The following is a 25,400-nucleotide window of genomic DNA, read 5'->3' as shown; positions in this document are numbered from 1 at the left end:
GTCAGAAGCCGCCCTTCTTCTTGAGCCATGCGTGTTCCTCTGCCGTTGTCTCGCGGCCGAGCATGACGTTGCGATGTGGAAATCGGCCAAAGCGCTCGATCACTTCAGCATGGCGATGCGCGTAGTCCAGAGAATCTTGCACGTCCTTATCGCCGGATTCATCGAAGAGTGCCTGGAGCAGACGCACGGCTTCGCGCTGGCTTGCCAACGCCTCGTCGTGCTCGAAGGGCATGGCCACGAATAGACGATGATGAATCGTCGGCAACGTGAGATCGCCGCGTGTATCGACCAGCCTATCCGCCAGTTTCAATGCTTCGTTGTCCCCAGCGAATGCGCGCGGCGTCCCGCGAAAGCAATTGCGCGTGAACTGATCCAGCAACACGATCAACGCCAGCGCGCCAAGCGGCGTAGCCGCCCACGATGCAAGCCGCCCCTCCAACGCCTCCTCGAGCAGAGCGCCGAAGCGCTCGTGGAGCATGGCGTCGAAGGTGACGTCCTTCTTGAACCAGACCTTGCGCGCGTGGCCGAACTCCGCTGAATCCGGCGCACCGAACCATGTGTCCAGCACCGCTTGAGCGCGTGCGTCGAGCATCACGCGAACTCGATTACGAGACGCCGCGTGCGTGCACTTTTCTTCTCCACTTTCGCAATCCTCAAGTCACCGATCTCGCTCGTATTGCGCACATGCGTACCGCCGCACGGCTGCAGATCGATCCCTTCGATACGCAGCAACCGCACGCGCCCCATGCCGGCCGGCGGCTTCACGCTCATCGTGCGGACGAGCTCGGGACGCTCCTCCATTTCCTGATCGGTGATCCACTCGGTCGCCACCGGATGCGCGCCGCCAATCAGCTCACGCAAGCGCGTTTCCAGTTCCTCGCGTTCGATGGGTTCGACCGTCGCGAAATCCATGCGGGCATAACCGCTGGTGATGCTGCAACCATCGACGGGATAGGGTAATGCCGCGCACAACAGATGCGTAGCCGTATGCAGGCGCATGTGCCGGTAACGCCGTTCCCAATCGATCTCAGCTGTCACCCGATCGCCCACTTTCAGCTTGGCGAGCAGCGCCTCCTGATCCGGCGCGGGCACATGGACGGCATCATCAGGCGTGGCGCCTTCGAACTTGGCCTTGCGGGTGTCCGCTATTTCGATGCGCGTGCCGTCCGCCAGCGTCAGCGATCCAGCGTCGCCGGCCTGGCCGCCGCCCAGTGGATAAAACACGGTTTGATCGAGATGGATACCGAGCTCGTCGATAGCCGTTACCAACGCCTCGCAACGCGTCGAATAGGCGTCTTCGCGAAACAGCGCGCGTGTGCTCATGGGGAATCTCCTGGTCTGTCGCCGGCTGAAAATGAACCCGTATTATGCGGGTCTGCGGCCAAGGCGCCTTCGCGCGGGCGGTTGCGCACTCTCTCGTCTGGCTGCCGGGCACGGACTGATATGCCATTCGTTGAGCGGAGAATCAGGCCATCCGCGACTGATTCGCCCTGACGGTGCGCTCCATCATGACGAGCGTCTCCTCAGTGATTGGCAAGCCGTTGGCATAGTGCCGGAACCCGGACGCAACCGAGGCAATGCGTTCGATGCTCTGCGATGCCATACGCGATGCAACGCCGGTCTTGCTGGCGAGGTTCATCAAATGCTCGCGCGCCGGCGCCCTTGCCTCGCCGCAAATGTCCATCTGATGCTCACCGCCCGGACCCCCGTTGAACGTCAGGTCATAGGCGGGCGAAAACTGCCAGCGGCCGTCTGCGGCCATCTCGAATGAGAAATTCTTTGCGTGGTCATCGCGGTTGTTGAACACGACGTTGAACACACATCGGTCAAATGCCTGCTGAACTTCGCGCGCGTCCCGCGTCATGAACTGCGTTAGCCGCAGCAGTGTGATGTAGTCCATCTGCGGCACGCGGAAGTCGGAGTGAGCCGCGCCCGCGGCCGTATGCATCGGCACACGCATCCCGTTGGAGCGGTCAAACCGCTCGACGCCAAACGCCGACAGCGAGGGACCGAGATCGAAGTAATTGGTGGCGGGCATCCGAAGTCCACAGGCCACGGCTATCGCCGCATACATTGCCTCGACCGCACAGACTTCCTTGTGATCGTGCTGCGCCGGGAATTTTACGAGCCACGGTGTCCCGAGTCCTTGCTCCGAGTTCGACATCCGGCCGGAATGCGGGTCATAGTTGACCAATACTTTGGGGCGCGCGCCGTGCGGTGAGCCGCCCATCAGCGCGAGCTCGCGCAAGAGCGCCTCACTGTCATCCGTTATCACCTGGCGGACTTCGTGAGCGAGCGTAAGCAGCTGAACATCCTCCGGAACCAGCACTTCGCCGTCATTGGGTTCAAAGACGAGCGCGCCCATCGCTTTTTCGCCGATGAAAGCCAGCCGGTCCAGCGGAGACACGAGCCGGGGATCCCGCCCAAGCTTCCGGAACAACCGGTCCACCAGGAGCATGCCCCAGCCGTCCGGCAAGCAGTCGCTCACGAGGCCGGGCAGTCGCAGTTGATGCGCAGGGAAGTCTCCATACGTTGTCGCTGCGAGCGGCATCTTGAGTGGAGACAAATTCAAGCCGCGCTGCTGCGCGTGCGCGGAGTATTCAAACAGGAGGTCAGTGCCGTCGTCGGCCAGCTTGCCGAGCTCGAAGCGCTCACCCCAACCCGCGTAAATCACGCTCAGCTTCCTCATTCTGTCGCTCGCGAAGCGCGCTGGCGCTTGACGCTGGCCGCCTCCATCGCCTTGATGGATTTGGGCTTCAGCGCAAAAATTCCGCCCAACTCCTCCACCAGCCCCAAAGCCATGACGACCCTCACGAAGTTATCGAGCGTGGCACGCCCGCTACGCTCGATATTGCGAACAGCCCGCTCCGAGATTCCGGCACGGCTGGCGAGTTCGTCCTGCTGAAGATTCTGCAGAAGCCGATGCGCGCGCAGACGTTGCCCCAACTCCGCTACGACTTCTTGAGAGTTAGACAGATTAAAGTGCATTTTTATGCCGGTTAGCAGCTAAAACACGGAACTACCGGCATAATTTTACTGTTTATGGATTTCTTGGTCAAATACAGTCATCTTGGATAACCGGCATAAAAAAGTCGGTTAGCCTTGAATATCGATCATAACCGGCTCAAAACTACCGATTAACGGAGGCGATGGGCAATGCGGGCAGTGCGGAGACGGGTTACTTGCGGACTCGCCTACGCCCGCTACACCCAGGGGTTTGAAGCCATGTTTGTAACCAATGAACCAACACCCTAGGCGCGGTTACGCATCCAGTCGGCGGTATCGAAGAAGGAGGTGAGCAAGCGTTTACGCAAGGGCGCGTCAAGGCCAACGTCTTCCATTGCCCACGCCATGCAGCGCAACCACTGATCGCGCTCCGGCAAGGCAATCGCGAAGTTCATATGGCGAGCACGCAAACGCGGATGCCCAAAGCGGCTGATGTAATGGTCCGGGCCGCCCATCCAGCCGCACAGGAACCAGAAGAATTTATCGCGGGAATTCTCGAGCGCCGGGGGATGCAACGCCCGTAACCCGGCGAATTCCGGTTCGAGATCCATCAGGTCGTAGAACCGGTCGACGAGTGCACGTACGCGCTCCTCGCCGCCGACGAGTTCGAATGCCGTGGGTTGCGGCGCTTGTTCAATATTTGCGTCGGTCATGCGTTTTCTTTGGGGGTTATCGGGACATTGGCGCAATGAACAACCTTGGGCTTTCCAGGTCGTTCAGGCATCCCGCAGCGATTGCAGCGCGGGCCGCGACAGCACGCGGCGCAAGCTCATCCAGCCGCCCACGCCCGAACACACGACGCCCGCCACAATCCCCGCGGGCACCAGCGACGGGTTGAAATCGATGTGAAACTCGAACACGCGCGTCGCCAGCACATAGCCAATTCCCTGCGCGCCTAGCGCGGCCATCAGCCCGCTCAATGCGCCCACGGCCACGAACTCCGCGGTCTGCACCGAGCGCACCTGTTTATGCGATGCCCCAAGCGCGCGCAGCAACGCGGACTCATGCACACGCTCGTCGCGCGTGCCGGCCAGCGCCGCGTACAACACGAGCACGCCGGCCGCGAGCGTGAAGACAAACAGGAACTGCACGGCGCCAATGACCTGCTCCAGCACGCGCTGGATCTGCGCGAGAATCGGCGCGATATCGATAGCGGTCACGCTCGGATACTTGTTGATCAAACCATCGATCAAACTTTGTTGTCCCGGCGGCAAATGAAAACTCGTGATGAACGTGGCGGGCAAATCGCTGATAGACGACGGCGGCATCAGCACGAAGAAGTTGACCTTGAACGAATTCCAGTCGACCTTGCGCAGGCTCGTGACCGGCCCTTCGACCTGCATGCCGGCGACGTCGAAACGCATTACATCGCCGAGTTTCACGTGGATGATCTTCGCGAGTCCCTCTTCTATCGATACCTGCGGTTTGCCCTCCGTGCCGTACCAGTCGCCGCCGGTCACGCGGTTATCGCTGGGTAGTTCGGTGGTGTACGAGAGGTTGAACTCGCGGTCGACCAGACGTTTTGCATCGGCCTTTTCGTAGTTGTCGGGACTGACCGGTTTGCCGTTCACGGCAATCAGACGACCGCGCACCATTGGCGACAACACCGCGTCACCCTGCCCGTGCTGCTTGAGGTAATCAGTCACGCCGGCGCGCTGGTCAGGCTGGACATCGATGAGAAATTCGTTCGGCGCGTCCGGCGGCGTCGATTGCCGCCAGCCCGCGATCAGGTCGCTGCGCGTCATGGCAATGAGCAGCAGGCACATCAGACCGATGCCAAGCGCCGTGATCTGCAGCGCGCTCGCGCCGCTGCGCCGTTCAAGCGATGCCAGCGCGTATCGCCAGCCCACTCCCGCGCCCACGCGTTCGCTGCGCACAAACCGCGCGGCGCCCCAGAGCGCCACGCGCGCAATAGCGCCAAACAGCACCAGGCCGCCCGCGAATCCGCCCGCCACGATCCCGCCCAGCTTCCACTCACCCGCTGCGAGCACAAGCAGGCCGGCGAACAACAGCACGCCCACGCCGTAAGCGATCCACGCGACCCGGCCTGCATCGCCAAGCTCCCGGCGAATCACGTGGACCGGCGGCACGCGCGTCAGCGGCAGCAACGGCGGCACAGCGAAACCCAGCAACAACACCAGTCCGGTCGCTGTGCCCTGCAACGCGGGCCAGACGCTGGGCGGCGGCAACTCGACATCGACGAGCGCTCCCAGCCAGTCCAGCAGCACCAGATGCCCGCCGAAGCCGAGCACGACGCCCACCGCACTGCCCAGCAATCCGACCAGCAGGAACTCACCGATAAACAATGCCCGCAACGTTCCCTGGCTCACGCCGAGGCAGCGCATCGCGGCGCAGCCGTCCAGATGCCGGCGCGCGAAACGGTGCGAGGCCATGGCGATGGCAACCGCCGCGAGCAGCGCGGTGAGCAGCGAGACGAGCGTGAGGAAATGACTGGCGCGATCGATGGTCTGACGCACTTGCGGCTGGCCGTCCTGCAACGATTCGAGCGCGACGCCGCGCAGCTTGCCGTCATCCACCCTGGCGCGGGCGAACGTGGCGAACTGCTTGATCTGCGCATCCGGTCCCGCCACCAGCAGCCGATAAGTCACGCGGCTGCCGAACGTGACGAGGCCGGTGGACGCGAGTTCATCGGCACGCATCATCAGGCGCGGCGAAAAGCTGACAAACGAAAAACCGCGATCGAGTTCACGCGTGATGACCGCCGCGACCTTGAACGTGCGCGTACCCACGCGGACCGTGCCGCCGACAGGCACTTTCAGCGCATCGAGCAATGCGGGGTCGACCCAGACGGTGCCGGGTGCAGGAATAGTGGTGGCGGGCGCCCCTGGTTGATCGACGGCCGTTGCAGTGCGTACCGCGCCGCGCAGCGGATATCCGGGGGAAACCGCCTTCAACGCGGCGAGGCGGGCGACGGGCGGGTTTGATCCATTCGCCGAAACGCCCGCGCTGATCATGCTGGGGAAAATCGCCGTGGTCGCCGTATCGAGCTTGAGTTGCGACGCTTCTGCGGCGAACGCGGGATCGACCGGATGATCGGCGCGCACGACGAAATCCGCAGCAATCATCTGCCGCGCATCCCGCTCCAGCCCTTGGCGCATCCGATCGCCGAGAAAGCCGACGCTCGCGAGCGCGGCGGCCGCCAGCACGAGCGCAAGGATGAGCATGGTTAACTCGCCCGCGCGCCAGTCGCGGGCGGTCATCCGCAGCGACTGGCGCGCGATCTGCGCGAAACTCAGTCCTCGCCTCGAATTTCGCTTGGAGTCTTGCTTCGGATCTTGCTTCGAATCCTGCTTCAGCTCGCCGCCCAGGCTACTCGTACTCAATCGTGCTTGCTCCTGAAGCGGCCCACGCCGGGATTCACGCGTGCGCTGACGCTGGGCACCATGTGCTTGGCCATCCGCCCAAAGCCGCCACGCACGCCTCTCACGAGCCTTGGCAATGCCCAGCCCGCACACAGGAGGAACGCGATGATCAGCACGAGGCACAACAACGGCACGAACAACGCGAGCGTGATGCCGAGCAGCGCGCCGAAATCCTCGGTCGCCGATGCCACCCAGTTCGACACCGGTTCCGGCGATAAATTGATCAGTGCACGCGTGCCGGCTTTTGCCAGATGCGCGGCGCCCGCGAGCGTACCGCCGGCGAGCGCTGCCACGGTCAGCAGCGCCGGATCGGCGTGGCCAAACGCGCCGACGGCCAGCACCGCGCCGGCCGGAATGCGAATGAAGGTATGGATGGCGTCCCAGAGGGAATCGAAGGCGGGGATTTTATCTGCGAAAAACTCGACTACAGCGAGCGCTGCAGCCACGCCGATTACCCACGGAGAACCGAGCACCGCGAGGGTATCGGGTAGATGAACCAGTCCCATGCGCTCGAACAGCCCCGCGACGAACACCGTCAGGTACAGTCGAAGCCCGCTGGCCCATGAAAGACCCGCTGCCAGCGAAAGTGCTTCAAGCATGACCGTCTCCTTGCGCGCTGCTCGCCCCGCGCCCGAGCGCCGGGCAGATTCCGGCGCATCCGGCTACGAATGCCTGACCCGCCGCTCAAGCTGCCCGACAGGCTGGGGATAAATGGATTCGGCCCGGTAGGTTTGACCCGGCCCACCTTATTCTGGCGCTGTTCCGGATTCATGTGCCCAAACTGGGGCTACCGAACCCGGCAAATTTCTCAAGATTTTCAAGACAACTGAAAGTCATTATAGCCACGCACAGCGTGGTAATGCATCGCGTCATAAGTGAACGTGGGCGGCATCCAACGTTCCTGATTCAGCCCTTAATCCCTAAACAGCGGCGCGCTCAGTCCCGAACCCTGCCTTGCACTCTATAACGGTCATTTTTGCGACGCCTTTAACGATCACCTCAATAAGCACGCGCGATGTGTCCGCGACAAAAGGCCGCTGCAGTGCGTTGAATTGTCGGATTTAATGCCCCGACGACAATTTCAATCCGATCAAGCCAACCACGATCAGTACAGCGCTCGCGACTCGCGCAACCGTCAGCGCTTCGCCAAGCACGACAATCCCGAACACGAATGCCCCGACCGCGCCGATACCCGTCCACACCGCGTAAGCCGTACCCAGTGGCAACTGGCGCATTGCCATTGCCAGCAGTACGAAACTCCCGATGGCTGTGACCAACGTGAACACTGACGGCCAGAGCCGTGTGAAACCTTCGGAGGTTTTAAGACCCGCGGCCCACGCCACTTCAAGCAGGCCGGCGATCAACAATAGAAACCACGACATGGAAACTCCCGTCTAAAACGGGGCCGTCCCCGATGTGTTCAGAGGCGCGCAAGGTCGTCCATGCGGCATGTAATGAAAGCGTAATTATACTGAGACGACGAATGGTTCGCACGCCGGCTACCCGCGAATTCATCCACATTGGCGCCGGTTTCAGTCGGTGTTACGCCGCGTTTTACATCGGGATATAAGAAGGTCGAAAAGCTGAAATAACCCGCAGCAGCCTTGCGGCCAACACCTTTATGCGCTGCGTGAATCCGTTCGAGCAGTGAATGCATCATCGAATGACGACATGAAATAGGAATGTCCTTTCACCAAAACCTGCTTTAATCTAAACCAGTACGCAACGGTCGATGCGTGAAACACTGCCGCGACCAGGCACAACATAGCGCCCACAGCGCTGGATTCGCGCGTCTGGACGCGGACAGCGCACCGCAGAATCAACCCATTTGAAACTTCGCACCGGGAGTGTTCATGGCGTTAGATGCCGTTTTGCTTTCGCGTTTCCAGTTTGCCTGGGTGATTGCGTTTCACATCCTGTTGCCGGCCTTCACGGTCGGGTTATCGTGTTTTATCGCGACGCTGGAACTGCTCTGGTGGATCACCAAGCGGGATGTGTACAGACGGCTTTCCGCGTTCTGGCTGAAAATATTCGCGGTTTCATTCGGCATGGGCGTGGTGTCGGGCATCGTGATGCCGTTCCAGTTCGGCACCAACTGGAGCCGGTTCACCGATGCCACCGCCAGCGTGATCGGCCCGCTCATGGGTTACGAGGTGCTGACCGCGTTCTTTCTCGAAGCGGCGTTTCTCGGTGTCCTGCTGTTCGGCCGCAAGCTCGTACCGCAATGGGCGCACGTGCTGGCAGCGGTTTTCGTCGCGTCGGGGACGGTGATTTCGTCGTTCTGGATTCTCGCGGTGAACAGCTGGATGCAGACGCCTGCCGGCTACAAGATCCTTCCCGACGGCCGCTTCGAAGTCACGAGTTTCTTCGACGCCATCTTTACGCCCTCCTTCCCTTACCGACTCGGTCATACAGTCAGCGCCTTCCTGGTGACGGCCGCGTTCGTGATTCTCGGCGTCGGCGCGCTTTATTTGCGGCAGCGTCGCGCGCTCGAGGAAAGCCGCGTGATGACCAAGATGGCGCTGATCTTTCTGGTGATCATGGTGCCGGTGCAGATGGTTATCGGCGATGCGCACGGTCTTAACACACTCGAACATCAGCCGGTCAAGGTCGCCGCCATGGAAGGCCTGTGGAACACCAGTTCGCCCGTGCCCGCCGCCATCTTCGCAATTCCTGACCAGGCCAACGAGCGCAACGATTTCGAAATTTCCATACCGGTGCTCGGCAGCATCTACCTCACGCACAGCCTGAACGGCACGGTGCGCGGCCTGAAGGACTTCCCGCGCGAGGACAGGCCGAACGTGGCGGTCGTGTTCTTCGCGTTCCGGATCATGGTTGGTATCGCGTTGCTGATGTTCGCGCTCGTGCTCTCGGGCATCGTGCTGTTCGCGCGCGGCAAGCTCGAGTCGAGCACGCGCTGGCTGCGATGCGCCACGTATGGCATGCCGCTGGGGTTTATCGCCGTGCTGGCGGGGTGGACGACGACCGAAGCCGGTCGCCAGCCCTGGACCGTGTACGGACTGATGCGCACGAAGGACTCGGTCACGCCGTCGCTGACAGCGGGCGATGTCGGGCTCTCGTGGCTGCTTTATGTGCTCGCGTATATCGTCATCTTCGGCTCGGGTTTTATCTTGCTGCGGCGGCTCGTGCGGATCGGCCCTGCCGATGAACACGTCGATACCGACAACGACCTCCTGCAACCGGAAACGCGCGCGGCGCGGCCGTTATCGGCGGCATCGGCTAGTGCATCGGGTGGCTCAGCGCGCAGCGCAAGCGCGGCCAAATCCGTCGGCCCGGACGACGTCGTTCCCCCTTCCAGGAGATCATGATGCTCGACCTCGTACCGATGTGGGCCGCCATCCTCGCACTCGCGGTATTCATGTACGTGCTGCTCGACGGCTTCGATCTCGGCGTGGGCATGGTCTTCCTGCTGCGTCGAGACCCCGTTGAACGCCAGTTGATGATCAACTCGGTCGCACCCGTCTGGGACTTCAACGAAACCTGGCTGATCCTGGGCGGCGGCGGTTTGCTCGCGGTCTTCCCGCTCGCGTTCGCGATCATAGTTCCGGCGGTTTATTTCCCCATCCTGCTGATGCTGCTCGGCTTGATCTTTCGCGGCGTGGCGTTTGAATTCCGCGAAGTGGTCGGCGCGCGCAAGTGGATCTGGGACAGCGCATTCGGGTACGGTTCGCTGGTCGCAACGTTCTCGCAGGGCGTTGTGCTCGGCATGTTCATGCAGGGTTTTCCCATTCACGGACGCGTGTTTGCCGGTACAAGCTGGGACTGGATCGCGCCGTTTCCGCTGCTGACAGGGGTCGGGCTGATCTTCGGTTATGCGCTGCAGGGCACGACCTGGCTCGTGCTTAAAACGGAAGGCGATCTGCAGGAATGGGCGCGTGGCACGGCCAAGAAAGTGGTGTTCGGCGTGGTCGCGTTCATCTTGCTGATCAGTATCTGGACGCCGCTGAAGGACGCGCGGATATCGGCGCGCTGGTTCAGTTTTCCGGACAGCTTCGTGTTCGCGCCGGTGCCGGTGCTGACGGCGCTGCTGATCTGGACATTGTGGACATCGCTTGAGAAACGCCGCGAAGTGGTCCCGTTCATGTGCTCGATTGGCTTGTTCTTTTTGGCCTTCACAGGACTGGTGATCAGCCTTTGGCCTTTTATCGCGCCTCCGTCGGTAACGCTGTGGGACGCGTCCACGACGCCGCTTTCGCAACAGTTCCTGCTGATCGGCACGATGTTCCTGCTACCCGTTATCGTGCTTTATGTGGTGTGGTCGTATTGGGTATTTCGCGGCAAGGTACGCGGCGACATGGGGTATCACATGTAGCTCGATCTGCGGGGAACGAGCCCGGATACTGCCGACAAACGTGGATGGTATCCCGGCTCACGCGAACGACAACCCGTCACAAAGTCTGAGCCGCGGCCTTCTCCAAAATCCGGCTCCACTTGTGCGCTTCGCGCCGGTCTTGCATGGGCAGGGTCCAGCGTGGCTGCGTTGAATCCTTCACATTCAGCGCCACTTGCCATGGGCTCGCAGCGCCAGACACACCCGGCTCCATCCGCGCTCCATGCAGGTCCGCAAAAATATACATGCCGACCTGGCCGCCCACGCGCACCTCGCACAAACGCTTGGCCGCCGCGAGCCGCACGCCGCCCCAATCCCGCTTGAGCTCGTGCGTCCAGTCGCCATCGTGGACATTCGGTGCGACTTCTTTCCATCGCAGCCAGAAATACACGGCGACGCCCACCACTACCAGCGCCGCGATTACCGCAGCAGCAATCGCAACACTCACGCCGAACGCCGCCGATAACGCATGGAACGACCAAAACGCGCCGTAGATCACGGCAACCAGGACAACGAGCGCAACAATAATCGGCATCGATCAGAACCTTGCAGGGCGAATCATGTTATTGGGTCTTATGCTTCTCGTTCCAGTCTTTCAGCGCCTGCAGCGTGTTCGCCACATGCTTGTCCGGCGACAGGCTCGTATATTCATAGATCACGGTGCCGTCCGGCGCGATCACGTATGACACGCGATTAGCCATGGAACTGACCAGCGGCATGGTTGCATCGTATTGCTTGATGATTTTTGCATCACCGTCGGCGGCGACCGGGAATTTACTCCGGCATTCGCTCACAGAAAACTTCTTCAACGTGTCGATATTGTCGTGCGACACACCAATGACCGTTGCACCCAGCGCCTTGTATTCATCGACGGCGTCGGCGAACTCATGCGCTTCGATCGTGCAGCCCTTCGTGAACGCAGCCGGATAAAAATACAAGACCACCGGCCCCTTCTTCAATTCGTTCGCGAGCGAGTAGTCGTACACGTTGCCGCCTAGCGACGCCTGCGCTGTGAACACCGGCGCGTGATCGCCGGGCTTGAGCGTGGCATAAGCCACCAGTGCGTACACCGCGAGCGCGGCGCCTAGCGACACCCCCAGCATTCTCCCAGCAAACTTTCGCTTCATGAGACTCCTCCATTTTCGTGACCCGCACACGACAGGACAAACTTCGGAACCGCTCCGCTCACGTAAGAAACGTAGCGAACGCAGCAAACCTGATACCACCAATCCCTACTCCACCCGATGCGCACCAAACCACGTGGCCGCCTCGACCTGCAGGTCGGCAAGCACGGCGGGGGTCAACACCTTGAAATCCACGCTTGAACCAATGCTTGAATCGAGCTCGGGCGCATCGCCTCTTTCCATCGCCTGAGAGAGTCGCAACAGCGCGCCGAGCGGACCTTGGCCATCGACGATCGCCGCACCCATTTCTTTCGATAACTTCAGCAAATCCATGATCTCGGCCGGTGGCAAATCGACCACTACATGCACGAGCGAAAAGATGCCGGTCATGAAGGCGGCATCGGCGAATTCCTCACTCGATGGCCACATAGTCCGCGCCGCCAGCTCCATGAAACGCGCGCGGGTCCCGACCAGTTGCACCAGCGGGTCCGAACGCCACGGCAAATGACGGCCATCGGCATAGAGGAGCAACTGGGTCCAACGCGAAATCTGCCGCGTGCCGGTCGCGGCAATGGCCTCGCGCAACGACGACACCGGCCGGCTCAGCTTGAACGCGCTCGAATTGGCCAGCCGCAGCAACTGCACGACCACGTTCGGATTGAGCTTCAACTCCGCTTCGAGTTCACCGATATCAGGCTCTCCCGACAACACTCCCAGAAGGCGCAGCAACGCCGTACGCGACGGATTCGAGCGGCGCGTGACCAGCACTTGCGGACGGGCGAAGAAGTAACCCTGGAAGAGGTCGAAGCCAAGCTTGCGTGCTTCCTCGAAATCCTGATACGTCTCGATCTTTTCTGCGATCAGCGTCTTGCCATGCTGCTTGAGCGTGGCCGCGAGTTCAGGCAGTGCGTCGCGCCGGGTAGCAAGGAAGTCGACCTTCACGTAATCCACGTAAGGCAACGCTTCGTGCAAGGGATCGGTGAGCGACACGACGTCATCGAGAGCGAACTGGAAGCCGGCCGCGCGTAACTGGGCGCAGCGTTTGAAAAGCCTGGCATCGAAGGTGACGGTTTCCAGAATCTCGAGCACGAAACGCTCGGGCGGCATGATGTGGACGATGTCATCGAACAGCAGGTCGCGGTTCATGTTCACATAACCGCGGTGATCGCCCAGCACCGCCGACAAACCGATCTCGCCCACCGTTCGCGCGACGACATGGGCAGTGGCCTGCACATCGTCGAAAATGCGCGCGCGATTGTCCGGGCTGTCGCGAAAAAGCAGCTCGTAGGCATGCAGCGCACCGTTGCAATCGATGATCGGCTGGCGGCCGAGATAAACGCTTTCCGGCTCGCGAAGAACGGGCGAGGCAGTCTTCGCCGCGGGAGTGCCCACGGCGTGGTGCGCGGCGCGCCGGGGCCGGTTCCGATCAACTGGCGGCATGAATGGACCGGCTGCGTTGGCGTGAGATCGCAGGCTCAATGCAAGGGGCGGCCGTCGCCCAAGCCTCGCACATCACAATGCGTGTGTTCAGGGCCAGCTCCGGCAATCGGCTTGGGGACGCGATCATGGCGTGCAGCAATGGAACGGTGTTGACTGAATGACGACCAGACAGCGGGTTAGCTCAGGCGATTAGCGTGAGAGGTTGGCTTAAGGATTCGGCTCGACTATCCGGCTTACACACTCAAAGAGCGACGAAAGCGCGTTATCAAGCCCGGACAGCAGCCAGACCATAGCTCAACATCACACTTGGCGGAACCACCGGCCAGTTCAGAATCCAAGCCATCCAGCCGCACTCTACCCCAAATCGTGATGCCGACAAATTGCGTGAAACCCGCTGGGGCGAAGGCTTGCGGGCGCTCCGCTATTCCTCTAAAGAATTTCGGGACATAACCGTTAACTTGCAAAGAACGCGTCCGAGTCGCGGTTACCGGATATTACGGTGGCGCCCGCCCGCATCACCGGACCATCGACAGCCGATGCCCGATGCAGCGCGCTGGCCGGACAACGTGCGCCGCGCCCCTATCGGCCCGGCGTGCAATCAGACAGGCTATAACCGAAACATGTCAGTAAAACGGATCACCGCCGAGCGCTTGAATGCATGGATCGCCCTCGCCGGCCAAACCAGCGTCGCCGTTCGCGCGACGGTCAGGACGTTGATCGCCACCGCGTTGCCGGGCTGCATGGCCAGGTTCGCCACAGCGGAAGCCATGCCTGCGCCCGTTCTGGCCACAGGTAGCCGTGACCCTCGGCCGCGGCCGCTCGCCGTCTCCGGATCGGCACCGCTCGGTGGACGAGGGACAAAAGCAGGACGGATCGTCTCTGTTCCGGCTTCGGCCGCGCCGCTTCATCTATTGCATGCGGCTGCGGTGAATGAAGCTGAGCCGCCCTTAAGCGTCGCCACGGAAGCCACCCTCGCTGCCGTCGATTTCGTCGCGCAAGTGGATGCGTCGCTGCGGTTTTGCTATGTATCGGCGGGGAGCATCGAGTTCCTGGGTTATCACCGGGACTATCTGAGCTTGCTCACGTTGCACGAGCTCGTGCCCTCGCACGAAACAGATGAACTCGATGCGCTCGTCGCGCGAGCACAACAAAGCGGCAAGCTGGAGACCGCGACGCTGCATCTGCTGAAGTCCCTGACCACGCCGATCCTCGTCGAACTGCGGATCCTCGCCACGCACGCGCCAGATCTGCCTGGTTTTGCGCTCGCCGCGTTTGAGGTATCGCATTGGCGTGACCGCGAAACCGCGCTGCAGCACACGCTGCATCACGATTCGCTGACTGGCCTCGAGAACCTGACAGCGCTGAAAAGCGCGATCGATGCCGCCCAGGCCGAAGCGGTTCACACGGGCACGCATGCCGCGCTGCTGCTGGTGGATATCGACAACTTCCAGCGCATCAACCGCGCGCTGGGCTACGACGCCGGCGACGACATGCTGCGCGAAACCGCGCGCCGCATCCAGCACGCAGCCCGCGCCGGCGAACATGTTGCGCGTGTCGGCAGCGATGAATTCGCCGTGCTGCTGTCGGCCGGCACCTCGGCCGAAGCGACCACGGCGGCCGAAGATGTCGCGCGGCGTGTATTGAGCGCGATTGCGCAGCCCTACCGGTATCGCGGACAACATACGCATTTATCGGCGAGCATTGGCGCCGCCATCTTCCCCGACGAAGTCGAGCAAGAGAGCGGCAGCCTGCTGCGCATGGCCGACCATGGACTGGCGCAGGCGAAGACATCGGGCGGCAATATCGTCGTGTTCCATGTTCCCGACGACGACCCCCGCAACGCCGCGCGCCTGAACCTGGAAGCCGATCTTTACGAAGGCGTGCGCAACGGCGAGTTTTCGCTGCACTTTCAGCCGATCACCGAAAGCCGCGGCGGCGGCGTGGTCGGCGCGGAAGCGCTGATCCGCTGGCAGCATCCGGTGCACGGCCTCGTGCCGCCGGCCGCTTTCATTCCGCTCGCAGAATCGATCGGCCTGATCAACTATCTGGGCAACTGGGTGCTCAAGGCCGCGTGCATGCAATTGGTGCAGTGGGACAGCGAAGGTTTCGTGCTGGACTATGTTTCAGTGAACGTCTCGCCGCAGCAATTTCGCGACAAGCGTTTTACGCAGAACGTGAAAGAGGCGCTGCAGCTGACGGGGCTCGATCCACGCAGGCTCGTGTTCGAAATCACGGAAAGCCTGCTGATGCACGATCCGGAAGAAGCGACCCGTTTGCTCGAGGCGCTGGCGGCGCTTGGCATTGCGTTCGCCGTCGATGACTTCGGCACCGGTTATTCGAGCTTGTCCTATCTGCAGCGCTTCCCGCTTTCGAAGTTGAAGATTGATCGCAGCTTTATCGAAAACCTGCTGACCTCGCGCAACAACCGGGCAATCGTGGCCGCCGTCGTGGGCCTGGCAAAATCGCTTGGGCTCGAACTCGTGGCGGAAGGCGTAGAGACCGAAGCGCAGCGCGAACTGCTGATCGAGATGGGCTGCGACCAGATCCAGGGATGGCTGATCAGCAAAGCCCTGCCCGCGAGCGACCTGATGCGTTGCTTTCAGGATAAAACGCTCTTTCTCCAGGCGCCTTTATAAGATACCGTCACGTTTTTGTCTTGATCGGGACAAGAAACCAGAGCTATTGCAGCGTTTCATTAATGATCTGCTGTAAAGCTTCTGCGTGTGCGCGCCGTTATAAGGTTATGCAGGGTTAAATGCAGGATTTGAGCGGGCTTTTTTCCGCGCGTTACACTTCGACCCAGGTCGACGATTCAAGCCGTTCCGGGCACCCGGTCGGGAACGTGTAAGGCATTCACACCAATCGCATGGCAAGCAATTCCAAAGCCGAATTACTGGACAAGCTGTGGGGCCGCATGAGCGAGCGCGGGGATTTTCCGATGCTCTCGCAGGCGCTGCGCACCACCGTGTCCGCAATGAGCGACGACGACCTGGACTTTACAGCCCTGGTCCAGGTCGTTCTGTCCGACTTCGGCCTCACGCAGAAGGTGCTGCGCCTCGCTAATTCCGCGATGTACATTTCATTCGGCGGCAATATCACGACCGTGACGCGCGCGTTGATGGTGCTCGGCATGGACGCGGTCGGCCATCTGGTGGTCGGTCTGAAACTGGTCGATCACTTTCATCAAAGCGCGCCGCGACGCATCGACGCCAAGCTCGAACTCAACCGCACGCTGCTGTCCGGCACCGTCGCGCGCCAAGTGACCGAGCACAGCGAATTCCGGGCGTCGGAAGAAGCCGTGGTTTGCACGCTGATGCGGCAGATCGGCAAGCTGCTGGTGGCGTTCTATCTCGAGACCGAGTGGGACCAGTTGCGCCGCAAGGCTGCGGCCGAGCAGATCAGCGACAGCGTCGCGTGCAGCACGTTGCTCGGCGTCACCTTCGAGGAAATCGGCATGGAAGCCGCGGACCGCTGGCGCCTGCCGGAGACCATCCGCACCGGCATGCTGACGCGCGACCCACTCGCCCCTATCGATGAAAAAACGCCGCGTCACGTGCGCTGGCTGCAGGCCGTCACCAACTATTCGACCGAAGTCGCCGATGCGCTCACCGCGCAGCATGTCGACGAAACCCATCGCGAGTCGTCGCTCGTGGATATCGCGAACCGCTACAGCCGCGTGCTGCTGACCGATGCCGCCACGCTCGCCGCGATGAGTCTCGCGCTCGCGAACGAAGACTCGAACGATGGCGTCATGCGCGAGATCGTGGAACTGCGCGCGGACGCCGATGCCATCGCGCGCGCGGGTGTATCGGCGGAAGCGCGGATTGCTGCGGGGCTTGAGGACTTGCGCTCGCTGCCCTCGAAGAACGCGCTGAGCGCAGTGCTTGCGCTGGCATCGGAAGCGGTGCTGGCCGGACTCGCATTTTCGCGCACGGTGGTATTCGTGCGCCAGTCAAACAATGAGTTCCACGCGCGTCTCGGGCTCGGGACGGGCGTGGAGGCGCTGCTGCCGTCGCTGACGTTTCCCGCGGCGTTCGAGCCTGATGTGTTCCATCTGGCGATCTCGAACCCGGTGGGGATTTTTATCGAAAATGCGCGCGATCCGCGGATTGAAGCGCGCTTGCCGCGCTGGTTCAAACCTTCATTCGGCGATGCCCACGCGTTCGTGCTGCTGCCCGTGAAGGCTAACGGCTCGACGGTGGCCATGCTTTACGGCGACTGGACGCAAGCGCAGCACGTACGGAAGATCACGCAACCGGAAATGGCCGCGCTCAATGAACTCATGCGCGAACTGAGCCGGTTTTTTTCTAACGCGGACTGGAAGGAAGTGGAGTTGCTTTAGCTTGTTTTGTGCGGTTTTTTGCACGTCGGCGAGCAACTCACACTCTAACTCCTCACTCGCGCCAAAGTATCGCCACCGCCTGATCGCCGTACTCCACGATGTATCCGCCATACTCGCGCTGCCATTCACGCGCGGCGTCGGCACCGGCAAACCACACCTTCTCGTAGTCACCAAAAGCGCCTGCATCGAAGCGGTATCGATCGATGACGGCAGGCTCTCGCGTATCGAGTTCCGGCTTGCAAGCGTCCCAGCCGAAATGACCCAGCTCGACCGCCAGCATGTTCAATATGTGCTTGAGCTGAACCTCGGTGCGCGTTTTGTGAAGCCCGGCGAGCGTCTCCGCGCGGGTTACGCCGGCGGCTAGCAGACGGCGTGCGATGGGCATCGCCGTGCTTGTATCGTCCGCACGAGCGCGATGAAGCAGCCGGCGCGCATGGCGTCGGAGAAATTCGGTATTGGTGAGTCCGGAATTGATAGTGCGGGGACAGGATGTTGACCACATGACGTTTCTCCTTGTTGCGCCGTTCTCGCTGCGGCTAAAGGTTCAACGTTGCGGTTTATCCATATGAAGCGATAACGCGTGACAGGTGTTTTCACTTTCGCGAGACCGGGCGCCCTGCCGCGCCCGTCGCGAATTCTAGAACAAAGGCTTGCAGTTCAGCAAGCCCAGGTTCAGTCATCAGCATCGACACCACATTGCATTACGTGAGATCACGCGAGCTGAAACTTACCGACCAGTTGTTTCAACGCGTGCGCCTGATCATCCAGCGACTGCGCAGCCGCGGCCGCCTGCTCGACCAGCGCCGCGTTCTGTTGCGTGCCCGCGTCCATTTGCGTGACGGCGAGATTGATTTCCTCGATACCGCTGCTCTGTTCCGCCGACGCCGCCGAAATCTCGCCCATGATGTCCGTCACGCGCTTGACTGCCTTCACGACCTCTTCCATGGTCGAGCCGGCTTCGTGAGCGAAGGTCGAGCCATCGGAAACCCGCGCAACCGATGCGTGGATCAAGCCCTTGATTTCCTTCGCCGCCGCCGACGAGCGTTGCGCAAGATTGCGCACTTCGCCCGCGACGACCGCGAACCCGCGCCCTTCTTCGCCCGCCCGCGCCGCTTCCACGGCGGCATTGAGCGCAAGGATATTCGTCTGGAACGCGATCCCTTCGATCACCCCGATAATGTCGCCAATACTCTTCGCGCTCGCATTGATTTGTTCCATGGTCGCGACCACGCGTCCGACCACGACGCCGCCCTTCTCCGCAATCTCCGACGCGTTGTATGCCAGCGAACTCGCTTGCTTCGCGTTCTCGGCGTTCTGGCGGACGGTGGATGTCAGCTCTTCCATGCTCGACGCCGTCTTTTCCAGCGCGACGGCCTGCTGCTCCGTGCGCTGCGACAGGTCCACGTTGCCCTGCGAGATTTCGCTGGACGCCGACGCGATCGCTTCCGCGCTGGCCGCAATTTCTCCGACCGTCGCCGATAAATCCTTCTGCATGCCCGAAAGCGCGTGGAGCATGCTGGTGTTGTCGCGCTTCGCAATCGCGATGCGGTTGGACAAGTCGCCCGCTGCGATCCGGCTCGCAATTTCCATCGCATAGACGGGTTCGCCACCAAGCTGTTTCGCGATCCGCCGCACGACCCATTCGCCGACCGCGAACGCCAGCACGATCAGCACGAGCGTCAACACGGCCACCATCACAAACGATGCGTGATAAATGGCGGCGGCCGAATCAATCGTCGCCTTGGCTGTCGCGCCTCGCTGTTCGATGAGCGCATTCACGAGCTTTTCCAGCTTGCCTGTTGCCACCAGCAGCGAGACATCCATGATCCCGACCTGCCAGTTCATCTGCGACAAATCGAGCGGTTGTTCCTTCACGAGTTTGACGAAAGTGCGCAGGTCGGTGCTCCACGCGCCGACCGCCGTCGCCAGGCGCTTCTGGTCGCCGGTCGGGTCCGCGTAGTTTTGCAGGTTGTGCTGTCCGCGGCCGATATCGGCGAGCGCATGTTCGATATCCGCGCCGAGTTCGTCGCGCTCTTTCGCGGTGGTCGCGGTGAGCAGCATCTTTTGCGAGCGGCTCGCACGCAGCACGGCGCCGCGCAGCTCTTCAACATCGCGGCTGGCGACATACCCCTCGCGATAAATGGATTCCGTGGAGCCGTTGAGCCGGCTGATCTGCGTCAGCGCAATCACGCCGATAACCAGCGTGCCGACCAGCAACAACGCGAACGCGAGGCGCAGTGATGCCTTGACCGATAACGAACGGCCGCTCGTGGCGGCGATCTTGGCCATTGTCCGGGCGGCGGCCTTGGCGCCGACATCGGGAATAAATCCAGCGCCGGGATTGCCCCGCAGCGAAAACGGTTTCATCTATTGAATTCCCAGTTTGATTGGCATCGCGCGGGCTGCTTCTTGGGCGGGCCGCACGGCTACATCAATGGTCTACGGCGGGAAATCGCGCTTCTTTAGATGTGTTTTCCCCACATGTTGGAAACCAGCGTTGACGTCACCAAAAGCGGGCGTACATGCGCCAGGTGTGGGCAGCCGCATGTCCGTTTCGCGACAAAATTTGGCCGGACAATGCGTAGAGGACACATTAAACTTATCTGCACACCGCGCATCCGTGGCACTTTGACGCACTCAGAGAGACAACTTCAAGCCATCATCATGCAGACAAGTATCGATAAAAACGCGCTCGGCGCCGCACCCGCCTTGAGCCCTGCCGTTTCGCGCACCGCCTTCTCCGTGCTCGGCGCGATCAGTTTTGCGCATTTGCTCAACGACATGATCCAGTCGCTGATCCTCGCCATTTACCCGATGTTCAAAAGCGAGTTTTCGCTGTCGTTCGGGCAAATCGGCTTGATTACGCTGACTTACCAGATCACGGCGTCGTTGCTTCAGCCGCTGGTCGGCTTATATACCGATAAACATCCGAAGCCGTATTCCCTGCCGGTCGGCATGGGTTTTACACTGTGCGGCTTGTTGCTGATGTCGATGGCCGGAAGCTTTCCGGTATTGCTGGTCGCCGCGGCGCTGGTCGGTTGCGGATCGTCGATATTCCATCCCGAGTCTTCGCGCGTGGCGCGCATGGCGTCGGGCGGACGCCACGGGCTTGCGCAGTCGGTATTTCAAGTCGGCGGCAATGCGGGCAGTTCCCTTGGGCCGTTGCTGGCCGCTCTGGTCGTGATGCCACATGGACAACGCAGCATTGCGTGGTTCTCGGCGGCGGCGCTGCTCGCTATTGTCGTGTTGGCTAACATCGGCCGCTGGTACCAGCGTCACCCGGCGGTAAAGAAGGCGCGTGCTTCAGCGACGGTCTCGGCATTGCCGCGCAATAAAGTCCTGATGGCAATGACGGTCCTGATGCTGCTCGTATTCTCGAAGTACTTTTATCTGGCGAGTATCAGCAGCTACTTCACGTTTTATCTGATCAGCAAGTTTCATTTGCCGGTGGAAACCGCGCAGGTTCATTTGTTCTGGTTCCTGGCGGCAGTGGCGGTGGGCACGATCGTGGGCGGTCCCGTGGGCGACAAGATCGGGCGCAAGGTTGTGATCTGGGTATCCATTCTGGGCGTTGCGCCATTCACGCTGATGCTGCCGTTTGCAAACCTCTTCTGGACCGGCGTGTTGTCCGTGGTGATCGGGCTGATCCTGGCATCGGCTTTCTCGGCCATCCTGGTCTATGCCACTGAACTGGTGCCGGGCAAGGTCGGCATGGTGGCGGGGTTGTTCTTTGGTTTTGCGTTCGGCATGGGCGGCATCGGTGCCGCAGTCCTTGGCCATCTGGCTGACGCGACGAGCATCGACTATGTCTATAAGGTTTGTTCGTTCCTGCCGCTGATCGGAGTCCTGACGATCCTGCTGCCGAATACCCGGGATGCGAAGGAAAAAACGGTAACGGCCAAAACGTGATGATCACGGTCATGTGAGCAGGACACACAGTCGACCGACGAACGCGCAACTCTAAAACGAGTTTTCATTTCGACGTTCCAGGCGCCCCACAAGGTTGTCACTTGACAACCTTGTGGGGCGCCTCTACTATGGGGCTAACGATGACTCGATCACAGCATCAGAAGAAGGAAATTGAAGAAGCACTGCGGCATGCAGAAACGCACGGCTGGCGCGTCGAACAGGGAGGAAGCCATGCGTGGGGCCGGATTTATTGCCCCTACAGCGCGGCCGAGCGCCGCTGCGGCGAATTCTGCATTACCAGTGTGTGGAGCACGCCGAAAAATGCGGTGAATCATGCGCGAGCCATCAAGCGCGTGGCCGACAACTGCACGTTTCAGTCAAAAAAGGTTTCCGGTCAAACAGCGGTCTCAATCAAGGTAACACCATGGAATACACGTTCACATTGAAGTACCGGTTGTCGGAAAGCAACTGCGATCATGAAGCTTTGATCGGACGCCTCGGCGCCGCAGGATGCGACGACGCATTGATCGGTGTTGGTCAGCCAGGTCGCATTGCGCTGGCATTTACGCGGGAAGCGGACAGCGCGCAAGCGGCATTAATGAGCGCCTTGAAGGACGTCAAGTCGGCCGTTCCGTCAGCATCGCTGGTGGAAGCATCGCCGGACTTTGTCGGCCTGACCGACGTCGCCGACGCCATCGGCGTCACGCGTCAGAACATGCGCAAGTTAATGCTCACGAACTCGGACACTTTTCCGTCGCCCGTGCACGAGGGCAGCACCGCCATCTGGCATCTGGCGGAAGTCATGGACTGGCTTAAAGCGAAAGGCACGTACCAGCTTGAGCAAGCGGTTCATGAAGTCGCGAAGACCACCATGCAGGTCAATCTCACCAGAGAGGCGCAGCGGATCACGCACCGGGCGGAGCGTGAGTTGCGGGCTTTGGTGAAATAGAAATCAGCCGTCAAAGCGACAAAGCCTCCTTCACCTGAACAAGCGCCCCGGCATCCTCGATCATCGGCAGATCGCCGGGGTCGCGCCCTTCGGCCAACGCAGCAATCGCCCGCCGCAACAACTTGCCCGACCGCGTCTTGGGCAGCATCGCCAGGAAATGAACGCGGGCAGGCCGGGCGATTGCACCCAGATGCGCATCCACGCTGCGGCAAAGTTCGGCCTCAAGCTTTTCACGCGCACCTTCTGCTTCCAACGCCTGGGCATCGCGCACCACCACGAAGGCCAGTGCGACTTGCCCTTTTACTGAATCGGCGACGCCCACCACCGCCACTTCAGCCACGGCCCGGTGACTGCTCAACGCCTCTTCTATCTCACGCGTGCCCAGCCGATGTCCCGCCACGTTGATCACGTCGTCGGTGCGTCCGAGGATGGAGACATAGCCATCTTCGTCAGTCACGCCCCAGTCGAAGGTCGAATACAGTTGCTGCCCCGGCACGCTTTCCCAATACGTCTTGATGAAACGCGAATCGTCGCCCCATACCGTCTGCATGCAGCCCGGCGGCAGCGGATAACCAAGTGTGATCACGCCCTTCTCACCCGGCGCGCAGATCTCGCCAGTGGCTTCGTTGCGTACGGTCAAGTCAAAGCCCATCGACGGTACGCCCGGCGATCCTAGCTTCGGCGGCAATGCTTCAATACCGCGAGGAATCGCGATCATCGGCCAACCGGTTTCGGTCTGCCAGTAGTTATCCACGACGGGTTTTTTCAATGCTCCTTGAATCCATTGCGCCGTGGGTTCATCCAGCGGTTCGCCCGCCAGGAACAACGTGCGCAGACTCGACAGATCCGCCTGCTCCATCAGCTTCGGGTCCTGCTTCTTGAGCACGCGCAACGCGGTCGGCGCGGTGAACATCAGGTTGATCTTGTGCTGCGCGATGATCCGCCACCAGATGCCGCCGTCGGGGCGAATCGGCGTGCCTTCGTACATGACCGTTGTCAGTCCGGCAATCAACGGTGCGTAAATGATGTAGCTGTGCCCGACCACCCAGCCCACGTCCGACGCGGTCCACATGGTGTCGCCCGGCTTGCCCTGGAAGATATGTTCCATTGATGCCGCCAGCGCCACCGCGTATCCGCCCACGTCGCGTTGCACGCCCTTCGGCTTGCCAGTCGTCCCCGACGTATAGAGCACATACGACGGTTCATTCGATTCGAGCCAGACGCAAGGGACGTGAGCGTCGAAGAACTGTTCGCGCAACGGCTCGTATGAAACCAGATACGGCGCCTGCAACCGTTCCGGCGCGAGCTGGCGGTCGATCAACAATACCTTCGGCACTTTGTGCGTGGCGCGCGCCAGCGCTTCGTCCACAAGCGGCGTGTAATCGATCACCTTGCCCGCCCGCGCACCGGCGTCGGCGGTAACGATCAGCACGGGCGTGGCGTCGTCAATGCGCGCCGCCAGACTCGGCGCGGCGAAGCCGCCGAACACGACCGAATGGATCGCGCCGAGCCGCGCGCATGCGAGCATCGCGAACAGGGCTTCGGGGATCATCGGCAAATAGATCAGCACGCGCTCGCCCTGGCTCACGCCGAGCGAGCGCATGACAGCGGCCATGCGGTTCACTTCAGCGTGCAGTTCGGCATAGGTGTAGCGGCGCTCGATGCCCGTTTCCGTCGATACATACACCAGCGCATTTTGCTGAGCGCGCGCGGCGAGATGCCGGTCGACGGCGTTGTAGCAGAGATTGGTCTTGCCGCCGACGAACCAGCGCGCGAATGGCGGATTGCTGCGTTCAAGCACTTGCTTGAACGGCGTTTCCCAATGAATACGCCCCGCCTGCTCGCCCCAGAATGATTCCGGATCTTCAATCGAACGGCGATGAGCTTCACGATAAGTCGGCATTCGAACCCCTGTCTGGTAGCGGAACGCCACGCCTGAATCAGGTTCAGGCGCGGACGAATTGCTCCTGAGCATAGTTCAGCCCGTGGGGCGCTGCTAGAGAGGGACGGCCCTGAGTCGACGGCAGGCCGGGACAGGTCGCGACGCCTCGTTAAGGCATCTGCAAACGCGGCTTGTCGGTTGGCACGGATTTCTGCAGATCGGTTGCCGAATGGTTAAGCAGCACCGGCGTGAGTTCGCCGGCCACTCGCATGCTGGACACCACGACCATTCGCACGCCGCTGCCCTCGGTCGCGGCGCGAACGGCTTCCCGCGTCGACGCCCGCGCTTCGATCCTCGGCTCGATCACAATGAATCCGCGGCAAAAAAGGGCGAGCGTTTCGCGGTGGGAACGTAGCCATGCGCTGCGCAGCCGCGTGTCGTCGGCGGTTTCATCGGCGTCATGGTCGGACACGATCACAAACGGCGTCTTCAACGATAACAACCGCTGCATCTCAGCGCCCCAGCCGAACGCATAGCCCGGCTGCACCGCGCGCCGGCGCAAGCGCACGAGCGGAAAGCGGCTGGCATCGTGCATGCGCGGATCGGGTAGATCTGACGCGACGGACGCGCCAATAACGACGGACTTGGCCAACAGAGATGGGGTAGCAATCACAGCGGTCTCGTGCTCCAGAAATTCATGGCTAATGCAAGGTTTGCGGCTATCGGACGACGTGAAAGCCGGAGTGGCCGGGACAGTCGGGGCTCGGCGATATCGCTGATGGGCTGCGCCGCTCCGGCGAGCCATGCGCGGCGCGTGGTCTCGATCACCCGTGCGGCGTTCGCGGACATTGCGCGCTGTGCCCGGCTGGAGCCGGGCGTCGTTTCGGTCATGTGGACCTCCTGTCGTCGCGAACATTGTAATTGCGAATCATTCTCACTTACAAGCGTGAATTTTGGGAGCAAACCGGGGGAGATAGAAGAGATGCGGACGATGAAGACGAGGGTGTGGAGAAA

23 protein-coding genes are annotated in these 25,400 nt (G+C 61.3%); 7 read left to right on the top strand and 16 right to left on the bottom strand.

Annotation, left to right across the window (positions count from 1 at the left end; genetic code table 11):
• Position 1 precedes the first annotated feature (1 nt).
• From ACMX25_RS22535 to sugE, 8 genes are all read right to left on the bottom strand, one after another.
• Complete coding sequence (locus ACMX25_RS22535; RefSeq protein WP_414952287.1) at positions 2-592, bottom strand: DUF924 family protein; 591 nt, start codon at positions 590-592, stop codon at positions 2-4.
• Entirely contained in the window at positions 592-1,323 is a 732-nt protein-coding gene (locus tag ACMX25_RS22530; RefSeq protein WP_414952286.1) for an alanyl-tRNA editing protein, read from the bottom strand. The genes ACMX25_RS22535 and ACMX25_RS22530 overlap by 1 nt, the downstream gene beginning before the upstream one ends.
• Positions 1,324-1,465: 142 nt before the next feature.
• On the bottom strand, positions 1,466-2,689 hold the full coding sequence (locus ACMX25_RS22525) for a type II toxin-antitoxin system HipA family toxin (RefSeq protein WP_414952285.1): 1,224 nt from the start codon (positions 2,687-2,689) through the stop codon (positions 1,466-1,468).
• Positions 2,686-2,988 carry a helix-turn-helix domain-containing protein gene (locus ACMX25_RS22520; RefSeq protein ID WP_414952284.1) on the bottom strand — a complete coding sequence of 101 codons (303 nt, stop codon included), beginning with the start codon at positions 2,986-2,988 and terminating at the stop codon, positions 2,686-2,688. Before ACMX25_RS22520 ends, ACMX25_RS22525 begins: the two co-directional genes overlap by 4 nt.
• A 263-nt stretch (positions 2,989-3,251) precedes the next feature.
• Positions 3,252-3,659, bottom strand: coding sequence for a group II truncated hemoglobin (locus tag ACMX25_RS22515; RefSeq protein ID WP_414952283.1), 408 nt, complete (start codon positions 3,657-3,659; stop codon positions 3,252-3,254).
• A 63-nt stretch (positions 3,660-3,722) separates the two neighbouring features.
• Complete coding sequence (locus ACMX25_RS22510) at positions 3,723-6,227, bottom strand: ABC transporter permease (RefSeq protein WP_414952339.1); 2,505 nt, start codon at positions 6,225-6,227, stop codon at positions 3,723-3,725.
• A gap of 119 nt (positions 6,228-6,346) precedes the next feature.
• Entirely contained in the window at positions 6,347-6,988 is a 642-nt protein-coding gene (locus ACMX25_RS22505) for a DUF4126 domain-containing protein (protein ID WP_165092081.1), read from the bottom strand.
• Positions 6,989-7,450: 462 nt separating this feature from the next.
• A complete protein-coding gene (sugE, locus tag ACMX25_RS22500; RefSeq protein ID WP_414952282.1) occupies positions 7,451-7,771 on the bottom strand; it encodes a quaternary ammonium compound efflux SMR transporter SugE in 321 nt (106 codons plus the stop codon).
• A gap of 471 nt (positions 7,772-8,242) precedes the next feature.
• On the opposite strand from sugE, the gene ACMX25_RS22495 reads away from it, so the two are divergent.
• On the top strand, positions 8,243-9,718 hold the full coding sequence (locus ACMX25_RS22495; protein ID WP_414952281.1) for a cytochrome ubiquinol oxidase subunit I: 1,476 nt from the start codon (positions 8,243-8,245) through the stop codon (positions 9,716-9,718).
• A complete protein-coding gene (cydB, locus tag ACMX25_RS22490) occupies positions 9,715-10,722 on the top strand; it encodes a cytochrome d ubiquinol oxidase subunit II (RefSeq protein WP_414952280.1) in 1,008 nt (335 codons plus the stop codon). The genes ACMX25_RS22495 and cydB overlap by 4 nt, the downstream gene beginning before the upstream one ends.
• 76 nt (positions 10,723-10,798) lie before the next feature.
• On the opposite strand, the gene ACMX25_RS22485 is transcribed toward cydB, so the two are convergent.
• The 3 genes from ACMX25_RS22485 to ACMX25_RS22475 form a co-directional block, all read right to left on the bottom strand.
• Positions 10,799-11,275, bottom strand: coding sequence for a hypothetical protein (locus tag ACMX25_RS22485; protein WP_414952279.1), 477 nt, complete (start codon positions 11,273-11,275; stop codon positions 10,799-10,801).
• Between the two features lie 28 nt (positions 11,276-11,303).
• A complete protein-coding gene (locus ACMX25_RS22480; RefSeq protein ID WP_414952278.1) occupies positions 11,304-11,867 on the bottom strand; it encodes a peroxiredoxin in 564 nt (187 codons plus the stop codon).
• A gap of 105 nt (positions 11,868-11,972) precedes the next feature.
• Positions 11,973-13,304 carry an EAL and HDOD domain-containing protein gene (locus ACMX25_RS22475; protein WP_414952277.1) on the bottom strand — a complete coding sequence of 444 codons (1,332 nt, stop codon included), beginning with the start codon at positions 13,302-13,304 and terminating at the stop codon, positions 11,973-11,975.
• Positions 13,305-13,840: 536 nt separating this feature from the next.
• On the opposite strand from ACMX25_RS22475, the gene ACMX25_RS22470 reads away from it, so the two are divergent.
• Together ACMX25_RS22470 and ACMX25_RS22465 are read left to right on the top strand one after the other, a co-directional pair.
• Complete coding sequence (locus ACMX25_RS22470) at positions 13,841-15,940, top strand: putative bifunctional diguanylate cyclase/phosphodiesterase (protein WP_414952276.1); 2,100 nt, start codon at positions 13,841-13,843, stop codon at positions 15,938-15,940.
• A 230-nt stretch (positions 15,941-16,170) separates the two neighbouring features.
• Entirely contained in the window at positions 16,171-17,646 is a 1,476-nt protein-coding gene (locus tag ACMX25_RS22465) for an HDOD domain-containing protein (protein ID WP_414952275.1), read from the top strand.
• Between the two features lie 52 nt (positions 17,647-17,698).
• Here the strand turns inward: ACMX25_RS22465 and ACMX25_RS22460 are convergent, their stop codons facing one another.
• Entirely contained in the window at positions 17,699-18,148 is a 450-nt protein-coding gene (locus tag ACMX25_RS22460) for a hypothetical protein (protein WP_414952274.1), read from the bottom strand.
• Between the two features lie 209 nt (positions 18,149-18,357).
• A complete protein-coding gene (locus ACMX25_RS22455; protein ID WP_414952273.1) occupies positions 18,358-20,013 on the bottom strand; it encodes a methyl-accepting chemotaxis protein in 1,656 nt (551 codons plus the stop codon).
• 297 nt (positions 20,014-20,310) lie between these two features.
• Between ACMX25_RS22455 and ACMX25_RS22450 the strand changes: the two genes are divergently transcribed.
• The 3 genes from ACMX25_RS22450 (at position 20,311) to ACMX25_RS22440 (ending at position 22,504) form a co-directional block, all read left to right on the top strand.
• Entirely contained in the window at positions 20,311-21,555 is a 1,245-nt protein-coding gene (locus tag ACMX25_RS22450; protein WP_414952272.1) for an MFS transporter, read from the top strand.
• A gap of 140 nt (positions 21,556-21,695) precedes the next feature.
• Positions 21,696-22,001 carry a hypothetical protein gene (locus ACMX25_RS22445; RefSeq protein WP_414952338.1) on the top strand — a complete coding sequence of 102 codons (306 nt, stop codon included), beginning with the start codon at positions 21,696-21,698 and terminating at the stop codon, positions 21,999-22,001.
• Positions 21,980-22,504: a helix-turn-helix transcriptional regulator gene (locus tag ACMX25_RS22440; protein ID WP_414952271.1), complete on the top strand. Its 525-nt coding sequence runs from the start codon at positions 21,980-21,982 to the stop codon at positions 22,502-22,504. Before ACMX25_RS22445 ends, ACMX25_RS22440 begins: the two co-directional genes overlap by 22 nt.
• Positions 22,505-22,514: 10 nt before the next feature.
• Here ACMX25_RS22440 and ACMX25_RS22435 read toward each other — a convergent pair whose 3' ends face one another.
• From ACMX25_RS22435 to ACMX25_RS22425, 3 genes are all read right to left on the bottom strand, one after another.
• The gene (locus ACMX25_RS22435) at positions 22,515-24,479 is read right to left on the bottom strand and encodes a propionate--CoA ligase (protein WP_414952270.1); all 1,965 of its coding nucleotides are present in this window, start codon (positions 24,477-24,479) and stop codon (positions 22,515-22,517) included.
• A gap of 76 nt (positions 24,480-24,555) precedes the next feature.
• Entirely contained in the window at positions 24,556-25,059 is a 504-nt protein-coding gene (locus ACMX25_RS22430; RefSeq protein WP_414952269.1) for a hypothetical protein, read from the bottom strand.
• Complete coding sequence (locus ACMX25_RS22425) at positions 25,056-25,277, bottom strand: hypothetical protein (protein ID WP_414952268.1); 222 nt, start codon at positions 25,275-25,277, stop codon at positions 25,056-25,058. The genes ACMX25_RS22430 and ACMX25_RS22425 overlap by 4 nt, the downstream gene beginning before the upstream one ends.
• Positions 25,278-25,400: the final 123 nt, after the last annotated feature.

The sequence above is a fragment of the Caballeronia eucalypticola genome (genome assembly GCF_047608185.1).
In the GTDB taxonomy this organism is placed as follows: domain Bacteria; phylum Pseudomonadota; class Gammaproteobacteria; order Burkholderiales; family Burkholderiaceae; genus Caballeronia.
The sequence above is the reverse complement of the archived record's forward strand: the minus strand, read 5'-3'. Positions and strand labels throughout refer to the sequence as shown.

Bases quoted from the DNA above. Each gene is read 5' to 3' on its own strand.
- ACMX25_RS22515 (WP_414952283.1), bottom strand. From the start codon at position 3,659: ATGACCGACGCAAATATTGAACAAGCGCCGCAACCCACGGCATTCGAA.
- cydB (WP_414952280.1), top strand. From the start codon at position 9,715: ATGATGCTCGACCTCGTACCGATGTGGGCCGCCATCCTCGCACTCGCG.
- ACMX25_RS22445 (WP_414952338.1), top strand. From the start codon at position 21,696: ATGACTCGATCACAGCATCAGAAGAAGGAAATTGAAGAAGCACTGCGG.
- ACMX25_RS22435 (WP_414952270.1), bottom strand. From the start codon at position 24,479: ATGCTCAGGAGCAATTCGTCCGCGCCTGAACCTGATTCAGGCGTGGCG.
- ACMX25_RS22530 (WP_414952286.1), bottom strand. From the start codon at position 1,323: ATGAGCACACGCGCGCTGTTTCGCGAAGACGCCTATTCGACGCGTTGC.
- ACMX25_RS22520 (WP_414952284.1), bottom strand. From the start codon at position 2,988: ATGCACTTTAATCTGTCTAACTCTCAAGAAGTCGTAGCGGAGTTGGGG.
- ACMX25_RS22425 (WP_414952268.1), bottom strand. From the start codon at position 25,277: ATGACCGAAACGACGCCCGGCTCCAGCCGGGCACAGCGCGCAATGTCC.
- ACMX25_RS22505 (WP_165092081.1), bottom strand. From the start codon at position 6,988: ATGCTTGAAGCACTTTCGCTGGCAGCGGGTCTTTCATGGGCCAGCGGG.
- ACMX25_RS22455 (WP_414952273.1), bottom strand. From the start codon at position 20,013: ATGAAACCGTTTTCGCTGCGGGGCAATCCCGGCGCTGGATTTATTCCC.
- ACMX25_RS22485 (WP_414952279.1), bottom strand. From the start codon at position 11,275: ATGCCGATTATTGTTGCGCTCGTTGTCCTGGTTGCCGTGATCTACGGC.
- ACMX25_RS22440 (WP_414952271.1), top strand. From the start codon at position 21,980: ATGGAATACACGTTCACATTGAAGTACCGGTTGTCGGAAAGCAACTGC.
- ACMX25_RS22525 (WP_414952285.1), bottom strand. From the start codon at position 2,689: ATGAGGAAGCTGAGCGTGATTTACGCGGGTTGGGGTGAGCGCTTCGAG.
- ACMX25_RS22470 (WP_414952276.1), top strand. From the start codon at position 13,841: ATGCCCGATGCAGCGCGCTGGCCGGACAACGTGCGCCGCGCCCCTATC.
- ACMX25_RS22450 (WP_414952272.1), top strand. From the start codon at position 20,311: ATGCAGACAAGTATCGATAAAAACGCGCTCGGCGCCGCACCCGCCTTG.
- ACMX25_RS22535 (WP_414952287.1), bottom strand. From the start codon at position 592: ATGCTCGACGCACGCGCTCAAGCGGTGCTGGACACATGGTTCGGTGCG.
- ACMX25_RS22510 (WP_414952339.1), bottom strand. From the start codon at position 6,227: ATGACCGCCCGCGACTGGCGCGCGGGCGAGTTAACCATGCTCATCCTT.
- ACMX25_RS22460 (WP_414952274.1), bottom strand. From the start codon at position 18,148: ATGTGGTCAACATCCTGTCCCCGCACTATCAATTCCGGACTCACCAAT.
- ACMX25_RS22480 (WP_414952278.1), bottom strand. From the start codon at position 11,867: ATGAAGCGAAAGTTTGCTGGGAGAATGCTGGGGGTGTCGCTAGGCGCC.
- ACMX25_RS22465 (WP_414952275.1), top strand. From the start codon at position 16,171: ATGGCAAGCAATTCCAAAGCCGAATTACTGGACAAGCTGTGGGGCCGC.
- ACMX25_RS22495 (WP_414952281.1), top strand. From the start codon at position 8,243: ATGGCGTTAGATGCCGTTTTGCTTTCGCGTTTCCAGTTTGCCTGGGTG.
- ACMX25_RS22475 (WP_414952277.1), bottom strand. From the start codon at position 13,304: ATGCCGCCAGTTGATCGGAACCGGCCCCGGCGCGCCGCGCACCACGCC.
- sugE (WP_414952282.1), bottom strand. From the start codon at position 7,771: ATGTCGTGGTTTCTATTGTTGATCGCCGGCCTGCTTGAAGTGGCGTGG.